Annotated in this window: 11 protein-coding genes and 1 pseudogene; 10 read left to right on the top strand and 2 right to left on the bottom strand. The window is 35.4% G+C overall.

Features of this window, described 5'->3' with window-relative positions; genetic code table 11:
* Positions 1–3: 3 nt before the first annotated feature.
* The 4 genes from MHI47_RS16480 to MHI47_RS16465 all read left to right on the top strand — a co-directional run bounded on the left by MHI47_RS16480 (position 4) and on the right by MHI47_RS16465 (position 6,199).
* Complete coding sequence (locus MHI47_RS16480) at positions 4–1,455, top strand: vWA domain-containing protein (protein ID WP_445678298.1); 1,452 nt, start codon at positions 4–6, stop codon at positions 1,453–1,455.
* A gap of 310 nt (positions 1,456–1,765) precedes the next feature.
* Positions 1,766–2,335 carry an SF0329 family protein gene (locus MHI47_RS16475; RefSeq protein ID WP_340831522.1) on the top strand — a complete coding sequence of 190 codons (570 nt, stop codon included), beginning with the start codon at positions 1,766–1,768 and terminating at the stop codon, positions 2,333–2,335.
* 208 nt (positions 2,336–2,543) lie between these two features.
* On the top strand, positions 2,544–5,330 hold the full coding sequence (locus MHI47_RS16470) for a CHASE3 domain-containing protein (protein ID WP_340831521.1): 2,787 nt from the start codon (positions 2,544–2,546) through the stop codon (positions 5,328–5,330).
* A 14-nt stretch (positions 5,331–5,344) separates the two neighbouring features.
* Positions 5,345–6,199 carry a CheR family methyltransferase gene (locus MHI47_RS16465; RefSeq protein ID WP_093538288.1) on the top strand — a complete coding sequence of 285 codons (855 nt, stop codon included), beginning with the start codon at positions 5,345–5,347 and terminating at the stop codon, positions 6,197–6,199.
* Between the two features lie 168 nt (positions 6,200–6,367).
* Here MHI47_RS16465 and MHI47_RS16460 read toward each other — a convergent pair whose 3' ends face one another.
* Positions 6,368–7,507, bottom strand: coding sequence for a fused response regulator/phosphatase (locus MHI47_RS16460; RefSeq protein WP_340763543.1), 1,140 nt, complete (start codon positions 7,505–7,507; stop codon positions 6,368–6,370).
* Positions 7,508–7,685: 178 nt separating this feature from the next.
* On the opposite strand from MHI47_RS16460, the pseudogene MHI47_RS16455 reads away from it, so the two are divergent.
* A pseudogene (locus MHI47_RS16455) lies at positions 7,686–8,593 on the top strand (DNA-3-methyladenine glycosylase family protein).
* 94 nt (positions 8,594–8,687) lie between these two features.
* Here the strand turns inward: MHI47_RS16455 and MHI47_RS16450 are convergent.
* Positions 8,688–9,206 (bottom strand): CarD family transcriptional regulator, encoded by a 519-nt coding sequence (locus MHI47_RS16450; RefSeq protein ID WP_340763539.1) that lies wholly within the window; start codon positions 9,204–9,206, stop codon positions 8,688–8,690.
* A gap of 140 nt (positions 9,207–9,346) precedes the next feature.
* Between MHI47_RS16450 and MHI47_RS16445 the strand changes: the two genes are divergently transcribed.
* The 5 genes from MHI47_RS16445 (at position 9,347) to MHI47_RS16425 (ending at position 14,448) form a co-directional block, all read left to right on the top strand.
* Complete coding sequence (locus MHI47_RS16445) at positions 9,347–9,775, top strand: MarR family winged helix-turn-helix transcriptional regulator (RefSeq protein WP_340831520.1); 429 nt, start codon at positions 9,347–9,349, stop codon at positions 9,773–9,775.
* Positions 9,776–9,945: 170 nt separating this feature from the next.
* Complete coding sequence (locus MHI47_RS16440) at positions 9,946–10,758, top strand: class I SAM-dependent methyltransferase (RefSeq protein WP_340831519.1); 813 nt, start codon at positions 9,946–9,948, stop codon at positions 10,756–10,758.
* 176 nt (positions 10,759–10,934) lie between these two features.
* Positions 10,935–11,294, top strand: a complete 360-nt coding sequence (locus MHI47_RS16435; protein WP_340763536.1) for a helix-turn-helix domain-containing protein — start codon at positions 10,935–10,937, stop codon at positions 11,292–11,294.
* 294 nt (positions 11,295–11,588) lie between these two features.
* Positions 11,589–12,692: a sugar ABC transporter substrate-binding protein gene (locus MHI47_RS16430; RefSeq protein ID WP_340831518.1), complete on the top strand. Its 1,104-nt coding sequence runs from the start codon at positions 11,589–11,591 to the stop codon at positions 12,690–12,692.
* Between the two features lie 235 nt (positions 12,693–12,927).
* Entirely contained in the window at positions 12,928–14,448 is a 1,521-nt protein-coding gene (locus tag MHI47_RS16425) for a sugar ABC transporter ATP-binding protein (RefSeq protein WP_093538301.1), read from the top strand.
* The last annotated feature ends 13 nt before the right edge of the window (positions 14,449–14,461 follow it).

Below are 14,461 nucleotides of genomic sequence, written 5' to 3'. Positions count from 1 at the left end.
GGGATGACCTCTGTGAAATCTCCTAAAAGTTACATCGATAATCTTTCCGTATTGAACACGGACTCATTCGATAAAAGACGCTTCAAAGAAGTATTTGAGATGTCACCCGGCCTTCAAAAGGTTAGAGCTGAAGGTGTATTACCGATGTTCGAACCATTACTAGCTGACATTTGGGCATCATTATATAAGATGAAACCTGAAATTACGGAAAGTGATGTAGATAACATGCTTATGGTCAATAAAACACTCATGGAAAGAATTATGAAGGATGAATATTTTGTAGAATACCGGAACTTCACCCGATTGGATGATTTGTCGTCAGCTATTGCCACTGTGAAAATCGGAGAGAGGACGAACCAATGGCTGGTTGACCAAATAAAGGAAGATGAAAAAATTCAGAAACAGATGCAGGAACTTCACATGATTCAAAGGAATTTTCTAAAGCAAAAGCGGCAAGAGTATATAGGAAAAGAACCTTTGGTGTCAGAAGAGAATCTTACAGAAGCGATGACTAAGTTTAATGAGAAATTGCAATGGATGCTTCAAATCAACAGTGACAGCTTTTCCCATGCATTGGTTCACGCTATGCAAGAAACAAAACAAGTGAAAGATAGTCTGAAGTCGTTGCTTGGTGGCTACAGTGCAGGGAATGGTGATGCAGAACTGAAAAAGATTCCTTTGCGTGACCAAATCTCATTAGCTGAAAAAATTGCATCTAATAAAAAGATGAAAGAAATTGCGGATTGGGCTGGAAGATTTAAACAGATAGCTCGCAATAAGCAAAAGCCCAATAAAAGTGATTCAATAGAAAGAAGTGGGGTTACGTTAGGCAACGATGTGGAGAGAATACTGCCGATAGAATTGGGCTTATATATACACCCAATAACAAAGAACGACTTCCTTCGTCGCTTTGTAGAAGGGCAGACGATGCAATATGAGCAAATAGGGAAAGAAGTATTGGGGAAAGGACCAATCATACTTTGTCTAGATCAATCAGGAAGTATGCAAAGGCTAGACACCCAATCCAAAGGCTTTACATTAGCTCTTATGTCAATTGCAAGAAAGCAAAGAAGGGATTTTTGTTTAATTTTGTTCTCTACCTCCACGCAGATTTTAACATTCGAAAAAGGAAAAATAAAAAGTTCAGATATGATCAATTTAGCTCAAACTTTCTTAGGTGGAGGTACGAACTTTGCACTTCCTCTTGATGGAGCATTGAATGTAATAAATGAAAGCCAGTTTAAGCAAGCGGATATTGTGTTTGTAACAGACGGGGAAGATAAGGTTTCGGCTTCATTTCTTGAAGCATTTAATAGAAAGAAAAAGGAGAAGAATTTTAAAGTGCTATCCCTTGTAATAGGTTGCAGCATAGATACTGTTGAACAGTTTGCCGATAAGGTTATTAAAGTTAAAGATTTTGATGAAGAGGGTAGTTTTACTGCGTTTGAAATATAAAAGAAAGCTTTCCATTTTGGCTTTTCTTTTCATTTGCTTTAATAAAATAAAGCTATAACCACTTCACGTAAGTAGAGAGGTGGTTATTTTTTATGCTTTTAAAATACTATTCAATTTAACAAGGATGAATAGTAAGTTTCCTATATAGTAAAAATGAGTAATCACCAAATCAAAAATTTTGGTAAAGCCTGATATCTTTTAAAATCACCTAGCATTTAGTATGTTCGATGTGTTGATTATTGTATGATAATATTAGAACAGCTTAACTAACTCAATTTATTTATACAGTATGAAAATTAAGGAGAATGATATGTCCTGGAGCAAATTGAAACAAAATTTGGAGAGTTTTCTCAGTCCTGCATTACAAGGAAGAGTTGAATACCGTGCAACTAGCTACCGTTATTTACCCGATAAAGCAGGGAGTTGTTATATCGCGGTCGATAAGAAGAATGTCTTCAATATGAGCGATAAAACTACATTAATCAAATGGTATCAGACAGAGCTAGAAATTAAGAATGACTCTGGTATACAAATTCCTATCAGTAATGAGGAAATTGAAGTATTGAGAAAAGAAACCAAGGGATTAGTTCCAGAGGATCGCCTACTAGTAATAGCAAGGAGCAGAAAGTTATCAGAATTGGCAAAGGAGCTTTTGTCAGCGCAGTCATCATTAAGCAAATCAAACTTTATCGTTGTAGCTAATAAGTTTTTATCCACTCCTCTAGAGGAAAGCCTAGAGAGCAATGATATTCTAATGAATATTCTAGCTTTGGTAGACAGACGGCTTGGAAAAAAACGAATTTTAAATATGGCTGAGAAGATTAAGCTAAAGCATCCAATTGTACAGTATTTTTATGCAATACGACTTAGTAAATTATGATAATAAATAACGATGTGAAAATTTATAATGACATTCAAAACTTTAGCGACCTTTCATCCAAACATAGCTTTGGAGAGAGGTCTTTCTTCTTTTTTATATTTAAATATTTTAAATAATAGATTGTTTTAAATAGTCTAAGGAACACTGTTATTTTACGGCTAATTGCTATAGTATAAAATAAGAAATCTAAAATAAAGGTAGGATATAAATGGAGAATAAATGGAAGTTTGGTATACGTCCTAAGATTACCATCGGATACATCATTATTATTGTTTGTTTATTTGCTTCCGTGATTATATTAAACAATCAAATTCGTTCACTTCAGCAAGAAAGAAATTTTCTTCTTCAATATAATAATAAAGTAGAAACACTGACAAATAATGTAGAGAAATTTGTGATGGATATGCAGGCAGGTCAGCGTGGGTTTGTCATTACAGGAAATGAAATCTATTTAGAGCCTTACTACAAAGCAGCTGGTGAGTGGCAGATTGAATTCAAAGAACTGTATCAGTTAATGGCGGATAAACCAGATCAGCAACAAAAACTACAGGTGGTAAGAGAAACAACTGACCTGTGGATAGAGGAGGCTGGGGAGAACGCGATTAGACTGAAAAGGGACAATGATGATGCTGCTATTCAACAGTTCTATGCCAATGACCGTGGTCGTGAATACATGCAATCTATTAGAAATCAGTTTAACGACTTCCGTGAATCCGAAAGAGAGATTGCCCAAGTTAGGGCAGAGGAGTTAGATAAGCAAAATAATAATTTGACAGTAGGATTATTCGGTCTGCTTTTAACTGTTTCTATCATTGCAATAGTTATATCAAGCCAGGTTTCGAAATCAATTGTTAGAACTATTAATGATGTGACACAAACCATTAAAAAAATTGCCTCTAACAATGGTGATTTGAAAGAAAGAATACATGTAAATACGAATGATGAAATAAATGAACTTGCAAATGCAACCAATGATCTATTGGATAATTTGGATGGCAGAGAATGGTTGCAAACAAATCTTGCTGAAATTGTGACAAAATATCAAGGTGTTGCTTCTATAGAAGCACTTGCAAAAGTATTTATGTCTGAAATAGCTAAGATGACTAACTCTTCTTCTGGTGCATTTTATGTAAGAGAAATAGAGGATAACCGAAATCATTTCATAAAGAATGCCTCCTTTGCAGATAATAATTTCGAGAAGGATATTGGAAGAGAAAGTTTTCGAATTGGACAGGGGCTAATTGGGCAGTGTGTGCAAGAGAAACAAACCTTCATCTTTAATGAAATACCCGAAGATTATCGCTATATATCTACTGGTTTAGGGGAAGTACCTCCTCGTAGTATATTTATTGTTCCTATATTATTTGAAGGGGACGTTATAGCAGTGATGGAACTTGCTACTATGTCTGAATATAGTAAGCTACAGCAGGACTTAGTAAAACAAATTGTGGAGACCTTTGGATTATCGATTAATAGTGTCATAGGACGCATGGAAATTATTCGACTACTAAACGAATCTAGAGCGATGACAGAAGAATTACAAGTACAGTCTGAGGAATTACAAACTCAATCCGAAGAGCTTCAAATGCAAACGGAAGAATTAACACAAATTAATGAGCAGTTAGAAGAAAAAACAAAGGATGCGGAAACAAAAAACAAAGAGCTAGAGAAAATTAGGAAAGAATTAGTAGAAAAGGCAGAGCAACTTACCCTACATTCAAACTATAAATCGGAGTTTCTGGCGAATATGTCTCATGAACTCCGAACACCTTTGAATAGTATTCTGATATTATCGGAAATGCTAGCAGAAAACGATCAAGGACATTTAACTGATGAGGATGCAGAGTTTGCAAATGTTATCCATTCTTCAGGAGAAGATTTACTCTCGCTAATAAACGACATCTTAGATCTTTCTAAGGTAGAGGCAGGTAAACTCGAAGTTCTATTTGAAGAAGTCAATTTAAGTGAGTTACCTCAACATATGGAGCATGTATTCTCGCCTATTGCACAGAAGAAAAATTTAGAATTTCATATTTTCAAAGAGGACGATGTAATAGACCTTTTCTTTACAGACGAAAAAAGGTTTCAGCAGATTTTAAAAAATCTTCTATCCAATGCCTTTAAATTCACGGAAGAAGGTTCCGTTGCATTAACGATTAAACAAATTGAGAACCAACTTCAAACAGAGGAAATGAGAGCAATAAGCAAAGATTGGTTGGAAGTATCGATAACCGACACAGGTATTGGTATTCCTGCAGACAAGCATGAGCTGATTTTTGAGACATTCCAGCAAGCGGATGGTGCAACCGTTCGTAAGTTTGGTGGAACAGGTCTTGGTTTATCTATTTGTAAACAGTTTGCAAGGTTGCTTGGTGGTTGGATTACACTGCAAAGTGAAGAAGGAGTTGGGAGCGTATTTAAACTAGTTATTCCAAGTCTTCCGAACGGCCTTATTCTAGATAAACATCTAAATATAGATTATTCAGAGGTAGCTGTATCACAGGCATCATACGAACCGTCCACAGCTTTTGTGTCAGATTTGGCTAAGCTTGAGGTCCAGAAGCAAACTGTAATTGAAAAAGATGAAGTGTTAGTTTCATTGCATGATCACACGAATGTTTTCCAAAACAAAAATATTTTAATCGTTGATGATGATTACCGTAATATATACGCTCTTAAAACGGCCCTTGAAAAAAGGGGAGTGAATATCCTGGTAGCCAAAGATGGCATTGAATGCTTGGATATATTACAGGACAATACTGAAATTGATATAGTACTAATGGACATCATGATGCCGAATATGGATGGATATGAAGCAATGTATAGAATTAGAAACGATTTACAATTGAAAGAATTACCTGTAATAGCTTTAACAGCGAAGGCAATGAAGAATGATCGAGATAAGTGTTTGGAAGCTGGTGCTTCTGACTATATCAGTAAACCGCTAAATCTAGATCAACTATTCTCTGTTCTTCGAGTATGGTTAGTATCTTAAGGGAGTTTTAAAAGATGGACAAGCAAGGTGAAAATATGAAACTTGAGGAAGTATATAAACAACATGAAGACTTGGAGATCGATTTCTTGCTGGAAGCCATCTATCGCTTATCAGGATTCGATTTTCGACAGTACAACCGATCTTCCATTTCTCGTCGTATTCACAATCGCATGAATATAAATGGCATTGAGACAGTTACCGGGTTACTAGAAAAAGTGATACATGAAGAGCACTTTTTAGAAAGCTTGCTAAATGATTTTTCCATCAACGTAACAGAAATGTTTCGTAATCCTAGCTTCTTTAAGACTTTTAGAAAAGAAGTAGTTCCTATTCTTCGCAAGTATCCAGAGATTCGAATTTGGCATGCAGGATGTGCAACGGGTGAAGAGGTATACTCCATGGCAATTTTGTTAGAAGAAGAAGGACTCAAGGACAAAGCAGTTATATATGCGACGGATATGAATGAACAAGTATTGGAAAAGGCAAGAAAAGGCGCCTTTCCTATCCAAAAAATGCAAGCATATACGAAAAACTATATGCTTGCAGGAGGAAATTACGCATTTTCTGAGTACTATAAAGCAGATGATCAATATGCTTATTTTCATCCATCTATACTAGAGAATATTATCTTTGCTCAGCATAATCTAGTGACAGATCAATCATTCAATGAGTTTCATGTGATTATATGCCGAAATGTCCTTATTTACTTTACTGCAGATCTCCAAGAACAGGTACAGCATCTATTCTATGAGAGTTTAAGTCCTCAAGGGTTCCTCGGATTGGGAGACAAAGAAACACTCCGTTTCTCTCAAGTCACGGAGAAGTATCAAGAAATAGCAGGGAATGAACGTATTTATCAAAGGGTTTGATAATGATTTCGTTAGGATGTTTTAGGAGGAGTATTTACATTTACTTTTTAAGCTTCTAATCATAGCTGACTATCATATCTCTCCTAAGTTAACCAATAAATTTTAAAAAGCACAAATGTTGTAAAATAACATTTGTGCTTTTTTTTATATAAGAATGTACTTTTTAAATTATTCGTTGCATTTAATCATTAACACACACATATCGTCAGGTTGAGCAGTTTGTTGTTCTTTTGTTAATAGGTTATCAATCAATGACTGTGATTGTTTCCATCTTTTAGAAGCTAACTGTTCAAGTTTTTTTTCAGATTCTATTTCACAAGGATCCATAGCTTCTAGAACTCCGTCTGTATACAATATAATTTGTATATCTTTCTCGTACGTAATAACCTCTTTTTTAACCTCAATCTCATCGAAGAAACCAACTGCGCAGCTCCCTTTATCTAATGGAACCATTTTAGTATCGTCTACAAGTGCGAATCCCGGAGGATGACCAGCATTCACGTATTCAATCGTTTTCTTTTCTGTGTCTACGACCATATAGATAGCTGTAAAATAATAAGGGATTCCAATTTTTTCATTATGTAAAAGAAGCATATAACGATTTAATTCCTTAATAACTAGTTCCGGCTCTACTAATTGCTTAATAGACTCTCTTAGTACGGAGGATATAAACATACATACTAAGGAAGCCGAAATACCATGTCCCATCATGTCCAATAAAACGATCGCATATCGATTGTCACTTATTTTATGCCAATAGTACATATCTCCGGCAAGATTAAAAGAAGGAAGGTATGATACTTCGATTTGTATCTTTTCTTCTTTAAAAGGAGCGGTCAATAAACTTCTTTGGACATGTGTGGCCAAGTCTAGCTCGTATTGAATTTTGTTTTCATGTTGGGTATGCCAGTCAAGTTCTGCCTTTAATCGAAGGGCTACGCGAATACGTGCTAATAGCTCCACTTTGTTTATTGGCTTAGTTATATAATCGCTCCCACCAATATCAAGTGCTTCAGCTAGTTTGTTTTTATCTTCGAGTGCTGTTACGAAGATAATTTGGATATCTTTAAATCTCTCATTTTGTTTAATACGTTTACAAGCCTCAATGCCATCAATTTCGGGCATCATGATGTCTAGTAAAATTAAATCAACCGAATTAAAGGTTGGATTAGGATGATCAAGTTGTAAATAGTCAAATAACATTTGAGCCGATGTTAGTGAAACTGTATCTTTATAACCAGCGCTATCTAATATTTTTTCTATTACAAATAGATTGACGGTATTGTCATCTACCAGTAAAATCGTCATTGGTTATTTCCCCCAGTAGTTTATAAAGATATATTTTTGTATTTTATCACTTAATAATATGAGTTAATACTTATTATCTCTTTATTATACAAAAGATTAAACAGATACGGTATTTAAAAGATTAATGCTTTAATTTAAAATTTAGTTTAATAATTTTGTGTTGAAAGAGTGTTTTTTTATGGGTGTTTATCACTATGATGATATAGTTACTGTTCCAAAAGAATTTAGCTTCAGTGAAAATATTAGATATATGTTAAGGTCTTCCAATGAGTGCTTGTTCGAAATCAGGGACGATAAAGTCACAAAGGCAATTCCAGTAACAGATGCGGTTCCATTGGTTGATATTAGCGAGAATGTTGACGGAAATATTGGTATTCGTTTTTTAAGGGACTCCTCACTAGTGAGCGAAAAGGTGCGTGGCGAGGTACACCACTATGAAAGAGAATGGTTTGATCTAGAAAATGATTTAAGACCTTTTTATGAAATGGCTAAAAAAGATTACTTACTACATAATGCAGTGGATGAGTTTTATGGGCTTCGTAATATTGGGATTCCAGATTTATTTGAAGCAATAGTTTGGGGAATTCTTGGACAGCAGATCAATCTGGCATATGCATATACATTAAAAGAAGATTGGTGGAAACATTCGGAAGTTCAATTGAATGGGAGGGTCATCGATATTGGATCTTCCCTAAAGCTGAGGATATTGCTAATTTAACAGTGGAGGATTTTGCTCCACTAAAAATGACCGTCAAAAAATGTGAATATCTTATTGGTGTTGCACAGCTAATTGTTGAAGGAAGTCTCTCAAAAACGCTTTTAAAGGGGACTGGAAACTTTAAAGAAGCAGAAAAAATACTTGTCAAAATTCGTGGCATCGGTCCCTGGACTGCAAACTATGTATTAATGCGTTGTCTACGATTTCCGAGTGCATTTCCGATTGATGATGTCGGATTGCATAATGCGATCAAACATTTAACCGGTACAGTAGATAAACCAACAAAAGAAGAAATATCGAAACTAGCAGTCCCATGGAGGGGCTGGGAGTCATATGCAACTTTTTATTTATGGAGATTCTTATATTGAATTGAAGATGTTCTTAGGTTCGTTGGTATGAAAAGAACTAAATAAGCCTCCAATCAATTCACTGAATTGGTCGGGGCTTTTTGTATAGAATATATCACACAGTACTGGAAACTTTCATTTTTGAGTGAATACTGTTTGAAATCTCTTCCAATATGGATTCAAAGGAAGTATTTAAAGAATATGCCAGTTCTCTATACAGAATGTTTTGAACGGAAATCAATAGTTTCAAGTCCTGGTCAACTAATTTTTTGTTTTCCAACTGGGCATCATACTTTTTTCGTAAAAGTGTATTTACTACTTTTGCGAGCCCTTTTCGATTACCACTTTTAATAATCTCAGAGTAAGTTTTTGTACGTTGTTTACTATCTTCAATCCACTCAATACCCGATGAGCCAAAGGAATTTAATATTGTTTTAGCCTCAGCTTGATCAAGGAGTTCAAGCATTGCTACCGCTTTACTATTGACCGGAGTGCTTATCGATAACTTCAGATTGTCTAATGGGTGTAAAACATAATATTTCTTTGTAATATCGAAATATGTTTTTTCACAAATATCATCTATCTGACATATGCCATGAGTAGAATAAACAATTAGTTCGCCAACTTTAAACATTTACATGCTCCTCTAAAGAATATTGTCAACTAAGTTAACTAAGCTAATTATAACCCAAATATAAAAATAGTCAACTTAGTTGACGATTTGATAGAGGGCTTGTATATTTGTAAAGGACATTATTGAACGGGGGAAAGTGCTTGAATTTCGAGATAAATGATTTAGATTTATTTGATCTAATAAGTGAGAGGAATCTTATGATTCGAAAGGTAACAGAAGAATTATGGAATAGTGGCAATGATATCTATATATCTAATTCAGAGTGGTTCATCATCGCAAGAATATACAAAAAGAATCCGACCATATCCTCTATTAATAAACAAGTAAATATTACACGCCAGGCAACGCATAAGTTCATAAGAAGCTTAGAATCAAAGGGATTAGTGGAAGTTAATCAAGTAACACACAATAAAAAAGAAAAATGCATTCGGTTAACTACCTTAGGAGAAGCATGCTATGAAAAAAATGAATCCCTTAAGGCTGGATTAGAGAAAAAAATTGCAGATCAAATAGATAGAGAAAAGTTAGATGTATTCAAAGAAATATTGAAACTGGACTGGGGAATTTAATTTGGAACCCATTAAGATCATACAAGCGTCTAGTTTTTAAAATTGAAGACCACTCTCCATAATTAAATGGGTGAGTGGTTTTTTTTTATATATGTAAACTTAGATCATTGAAGGAACTTTGTGCCATTGTGAAGAATTACTTATAAAATGAACAGAATTAAGGAGGCAATATGAAAAACATTATTATGGAGTATTATAATAGGTTTGATGAATGGGGACGATTGGATAGGGAGCCTATCGAGTTCCAAGTGAATTGGCATTATTTAAAAAAGTATCTTCCTTTAAATGGAGAGATTCTAGATAATGGAGCGGGGCCGGGAAAATATTCTATGCGATTAGCAAATGAGGGATGCAGAGTTACACTCACCGATTTAACTCCACAGCTTGTGGAAATGGCTAAAGATAAAGCAAACGAGCTTAAGTTAGAACAAAATTTTAATGGATTCCATGTAGCGGATGCAACAGATCTTACTATACTGAAAGATAACCAATTTGATGCCTCATTAATGCTTGGCCCTTTGTATCATTTACAAGAAGAAGCAGAGCGTGTTCAAGCGGTAAATGAGTTATATAGAGTTACGAAAATGGGTGGAATTGTTTTTGTGGCGTTTATGCCGAGAGTTAGACATATTTTAACTTCTCTCATGTATCCAGAAAATTGGAAGCCGAATAACCAAATGGATAATATAGACCAGTTTTCTCAAAGTGGACGTTTTAACCATAAGGAGGAAGGACGATTTACAGGAGCTTATTACTTTAATATAGAAGAAATAAAACCATTCATGGAGGCAAACGGATTTGAAAGTCTAGATTTAATAGGTTCTAATATAGGTACTCTCTTGAGCGATGATAATTGGAGCTACTGGAGAGATAAAGGTTCAAGTGAGTTTGAGAAAGTTATTAGATTACTAACCGAGAAAGCTAATGATCCCCATGTTTTAGGAATCTCCTCGCATTTACTTTATATTGGGAAAAAGATTTAGAACATAGAAATATAGATTTACAATAAGATATCAAAATCTATTTAGTCAGTCTAAATAACTATTCTTCCAGTATAGGTACTTTTTAGTTATTATCAGATAATTTACATAATATTTATGAAGTGGGGTAAATACTAGTAGATTACTTTTTAAATAACGTTTAGAAAGGGGATTATACAATGCAAGTAAAAGGAGAGGTTCTGCGCAAAGTTCGAAAAGAACAGAACATGTCACAGGAGGAACTTGCCCTAGAGTTAAAGGTAACAATCAGCACTGTTTCTAATTGGGAACGTCAGGATGTGCCAGACGGCCGATATATTAGACCAATTGCGGAAGCCTTAGATGTAAGTGTTCATAAGTTAACTGGAGTTCCACCAAATGTTGCATCAGTGGAAGTGAAATCTATAGATACGTACGAGGAAGAAAATATTTTGCTTGAACGTTTGATGGAATCATTTGAACAATATGTACAGGATAAAGAAAAGAGTGTAGGAAATAACAAGCAGGAATTCTGGGAAGATGAATGGAGAAATGGTTAAGAAGACAGGATGCAGGTGTTTAGGAAAAAACGAACATACCACAACCTGGTTCATCCGCAAAATAGGTTATGAAAGAAGCCAGTAGCATTTGATGCTAAAGGTTTCTTTTTTATGGAAAAATGTAATAATCGCCAATCGACTATGAATTCTACCCCAATATCCTACAAGTTATTCTAAAAGCTAAAAAAGTATAGGTAATGATAAAAGAATACAGTTGATAGCGCTTTCATATAAATATTCTAAATTTATAATAAAGAAGTAACCAACTTTTAGAAAAAGGGAGAGGGATAAAGAATGAAGAAGTTCAAGGGGTTAACTTTTTTAGTTATATTAATGGTTTTCGCATTAGTGGCCGCAGGGTGTAATAATGGCGAAGGTAATTCGGTAGATGTTGGTATTGTATTACCAACAAAGGATGAGCCACGTTGGGTTCAAGATGAGCAACGCTTCAAAGACGCTTTAGCAGATTCGGATTATTCTACAGAAATTCTATTCAGCCAAGGTTCTTCAGCGAAGGAAAAAGAAAATGTAGAAGCATTATTAAATAAAGGAATTAAAGTATTAATCATCACTCCTCATGATGGTGCAGCAGCGGCTTCAGCAGTAGAGGCAGCGAAAAAAGAGGGTGTAACAGTTATTGCATATGACCGTTTAATCACGGATACGGATGCAGTAGATTACTATGTGACTTTTGATAGCTTAGCAGTTGGTGCAGCACAAGCGCAGTATCTAGTAGACAATGCTGATGGCTCAGATGTTCCACTTTACTTGTATGCAGGTGCAGCGTCTGATAACAATGCATTCTTGTTCTTTGAAGGAGCATGGAAAGTGCTTCAGCCGAAAATTGCTGATGGGACTTTTAAAATTGCCAATTCAAGTGAAGCAGAGGCATTAAAAGACTCAGCAGATCTTTCACGTGATCAGCTAGGTAAAATTATTGGTCAAATCACTACAAACTGGGATCCAAACGATGCAAAAAACAAAGCACAAACTCATTTAACAGCAGCAGCAGATAATCTAAAAGGAAATGTTTCCATACTTGCACCGAATGATGGAACTGCTCGTTCTATCGCAGATGTATTTGCATCTGATAGCGCTATTACTGATTACTTTGTAACAGGGCAAGATGCAGAAAAAGCTTCCATTCAATACATTATTGACGAACAACAATCGATGACAGTTTTCAAAGATGTTCGTACATTAGTAAAAGATGCAATGGGTATGGCAGTAGAAGTTCTAGATGGCAACACACCAAAAACAACAGGTTCTTACGATAATGGATCTGTGGAAGTAAAAGCGAAACAAACGGATGTAATCGTAGTGGACAAAGACAATGTTAAAGCTGAACTTATCGATTCTGAGTATTATGAGTCAAGTGAATTTACAGGTCTAGAGTAAAACAGTTGAAAAGGAGGAATAGTGATAGATTCGTCTATCACTATTTCTCCATTTTTACCCCGCATCGACGGGCGGTAGGCCTCTATCTTCTACAAGAAGGTAAAGGACTAAGGCGTAAGTGAAAGTGCAAATGGCCGTAAATGTCCGAATGGTTCAATTAACAAATAGTAGATGTTAATGAGTTCCCTACTGTTTGAGGTTTCACTTTTTTTGTTTAAGTAAGGGAGGCAATAATATGAGTGAGTATATTTTAGAGATGAATAATATTTCTAAAGAATTCCCAGGAGTTAAGGCACTTTCAAACGTGAATTTCAAAGTGAAAAAAGGCGAGATTCATTGTTTGGTTGGAGAAAATGGAGCAGGTAAATCAACTCTGATGAAAGTGTTAAGTGGAGTTTACCCATATGGTAATTACACTGGGGACATCGTATATGAGGGAAAAGTTCAACAGTTCAATGAAATTTCGGATAGTGTCAAAGTAGGCATCGGTATTATTTACCAAGAACTAGCTCTATTTCCCGATTTGACTGTCTATGAAAATATATTTGCTGGAAACGAACAAAAAAAAGGTCCTTTTGTAGACTGGAATAAAACAATCGTTCAAGCAACCGAATTATTGCAAAAAGTGAAGTTAAGAGTAACTCCAGAAACACTTATCAAGGAATTAGGTGTCGGCAAGCAGCAGCTGGTGGAAATCGCCAAAGCTCTAAGTAAGGACGTTAACTTGCTTATATTAGATGAACCAACTGCGGCACTTAATGAAGATGATAGTGAAAATTTGTTGGTACTTCTAAAAGAGCTGAAAGAACAAGGGATTAGTTGCATTATGATTTCTCATAAGCTTAAGGAAGTTATAAATATTGCAGATAAAGTAACAGTATTGCGTGATGGACAGACAATTTGCACCCTTGATGCGAGTGAGGGAGAAGTATCTGAAAACGTCATTATAAAAAATATGGTTGGCCGTGATATTGAAGATATTTATCCGAAACGTCCCGATAAGAAAATTGGTGAAACAATTCTTGAATTATCTGATTGGACTGCTTATGATTCTCAGCTCGGTCGGAATGTAGTGAAAAACGTAAAGCTTGAGGTAAAAAAAGGCGAAATAATCGGGATTGCAGGTCTTATGGGATCTGGTCGAACAGAGCTTGCCCTCAGCATTTTTGGTAACCCTAAAAACTATAAAATACAGGGTAATATGAAAATGTTTGGAGAAAAAAAGGTATTAAAGCATACAAGTGAGGCGATTAAAGCTGGTATTGCCTATGTAACAGAAGATCGTAAAGGAGACGGCTTATTTCTATTACAGGATATCAAAAGTAATGTTTCTGCAGCGCATCTCAAAGGAATTTCTACAAAGGGAATACTAAATTTAAACGAAGAAGTGAAAGTTGGAACAACGTATAAGGATTCTCTGTATATAAAAGCTAGCTCACTAGAACAGATTGTCGGGAAGCTCAGTGGAGGAAACCAACAAAAAGTATCACTTGGTAAGTGGTTGTTTACAGGACCTAAGATTTTGATATTAGATGAACCGACAAGGGGAATCGATGTCGGCGCGAAGTTTGAAATTTACACAATTATGAATGAACTGATCAATGAAGGAATGAGTATTATAATGATTTCCTCTGAACTGGGCGAAGTACTAGGGATGAGTGATCGAGTTTATGTCATGGCAGAGGGCTCCGTTAAAGGAGAGCTAACTATGGAGGAAGCGACACAAGAAACGATAATGGAACTTGCGACGCAATAAAAGGGGGATAATG

This window comes from Psychrobacillus sp. FSL H8-0487 (assembly GCF_038008385.1).
Classification (GTDB): domain Bacteria; phylum Bacillota; class Bacilli; order Bacillales_A; family Planococcaceae; genus Psychrobacillus; species Psychrobacillus psychrotolerans.
The sequence above is the reverse complement of the archived record's forward strand: the minus strand, read 5'-3'. Positions and strand labels throughout refer to the sequence as shown.

What these genes read in the sequence shown, in the direction of transcription:
- MHI47_RS16475 (WP_340831522.1), top strand. Translation starts at nt 1,766, where the DNA reads ATGTCCTGGAGCAAATTGAAACAAAATTTGGAGAGTTTTCTCAGTCCT.
- MHI47_RS16435 (WP_340763536.1), top strand. Translation starts at nt 10,935, where the DNA reads ATGCAAGTAAAAGGAGAGGTTCTGCGCAAAGTTCGAAAAGAACAGAAC.
- MHI47_RS16450 (WP_340763539.1), bottom strand. Translation starts at nt 9,206, where the DNA reads ATGTTTAAAGTTGGCGAACTAATTGTTTATTCTACTCATGGCATATGT.
- MHI47_RS16440 (WP_340831519.1), top strand. Translation starts at nt 9,946, where the DNA reads ATGAAAAACATTATTATGGAGTATTATAATAGGTTTGATGAATGGGGA.
- MHI47_RS16425 (WP_093538301.1), top strand. Translation starts at nt 12,928, where the DNA reads ATGAGTGAGTATATTTTAGAGATGAATAATATTTCTAAAGAATTCCCA.
- MHI47_RS16470 (WP_340831521.1), top strand. Translation starts at nt 2,544, where the DNA reads ATGGAGAATAAATGGAAGTTTGGTATACGTCCTAAGATTACCATCGGA.
- MHI47_RS16460 (WP_340763543.1), bottom strand. Translation starts at nt 7,507, where the DNA reads ATGACGATTTTACTGGTAGATGACAATACCGTCAATCTATTTGTAATA.
- MHI47_RS16480 (WP_445678298.1), top strand. Translation starts at nt 4, where the DNA reads ATGACCTCTGTGAAATCTCCTAAAAGTTACATCGATAATCTTTCCGTA.
- MHI47_RS16465 (WP_093538288.1), top strand. Translation starts at nt 5,345, where the DNA reads ATGGACAAGCAAGGTGAAAATATGAAACTTGAGGAAGTATATAAACAA.
- MHI47_RS16430 (WP_340831518.1), top strand. Translation starts at nt 11,589, where the DNA reads ATGAAGAAGTTCAAGGGGTTAACTTTTTTAGTTATATTAATGGTTTTC.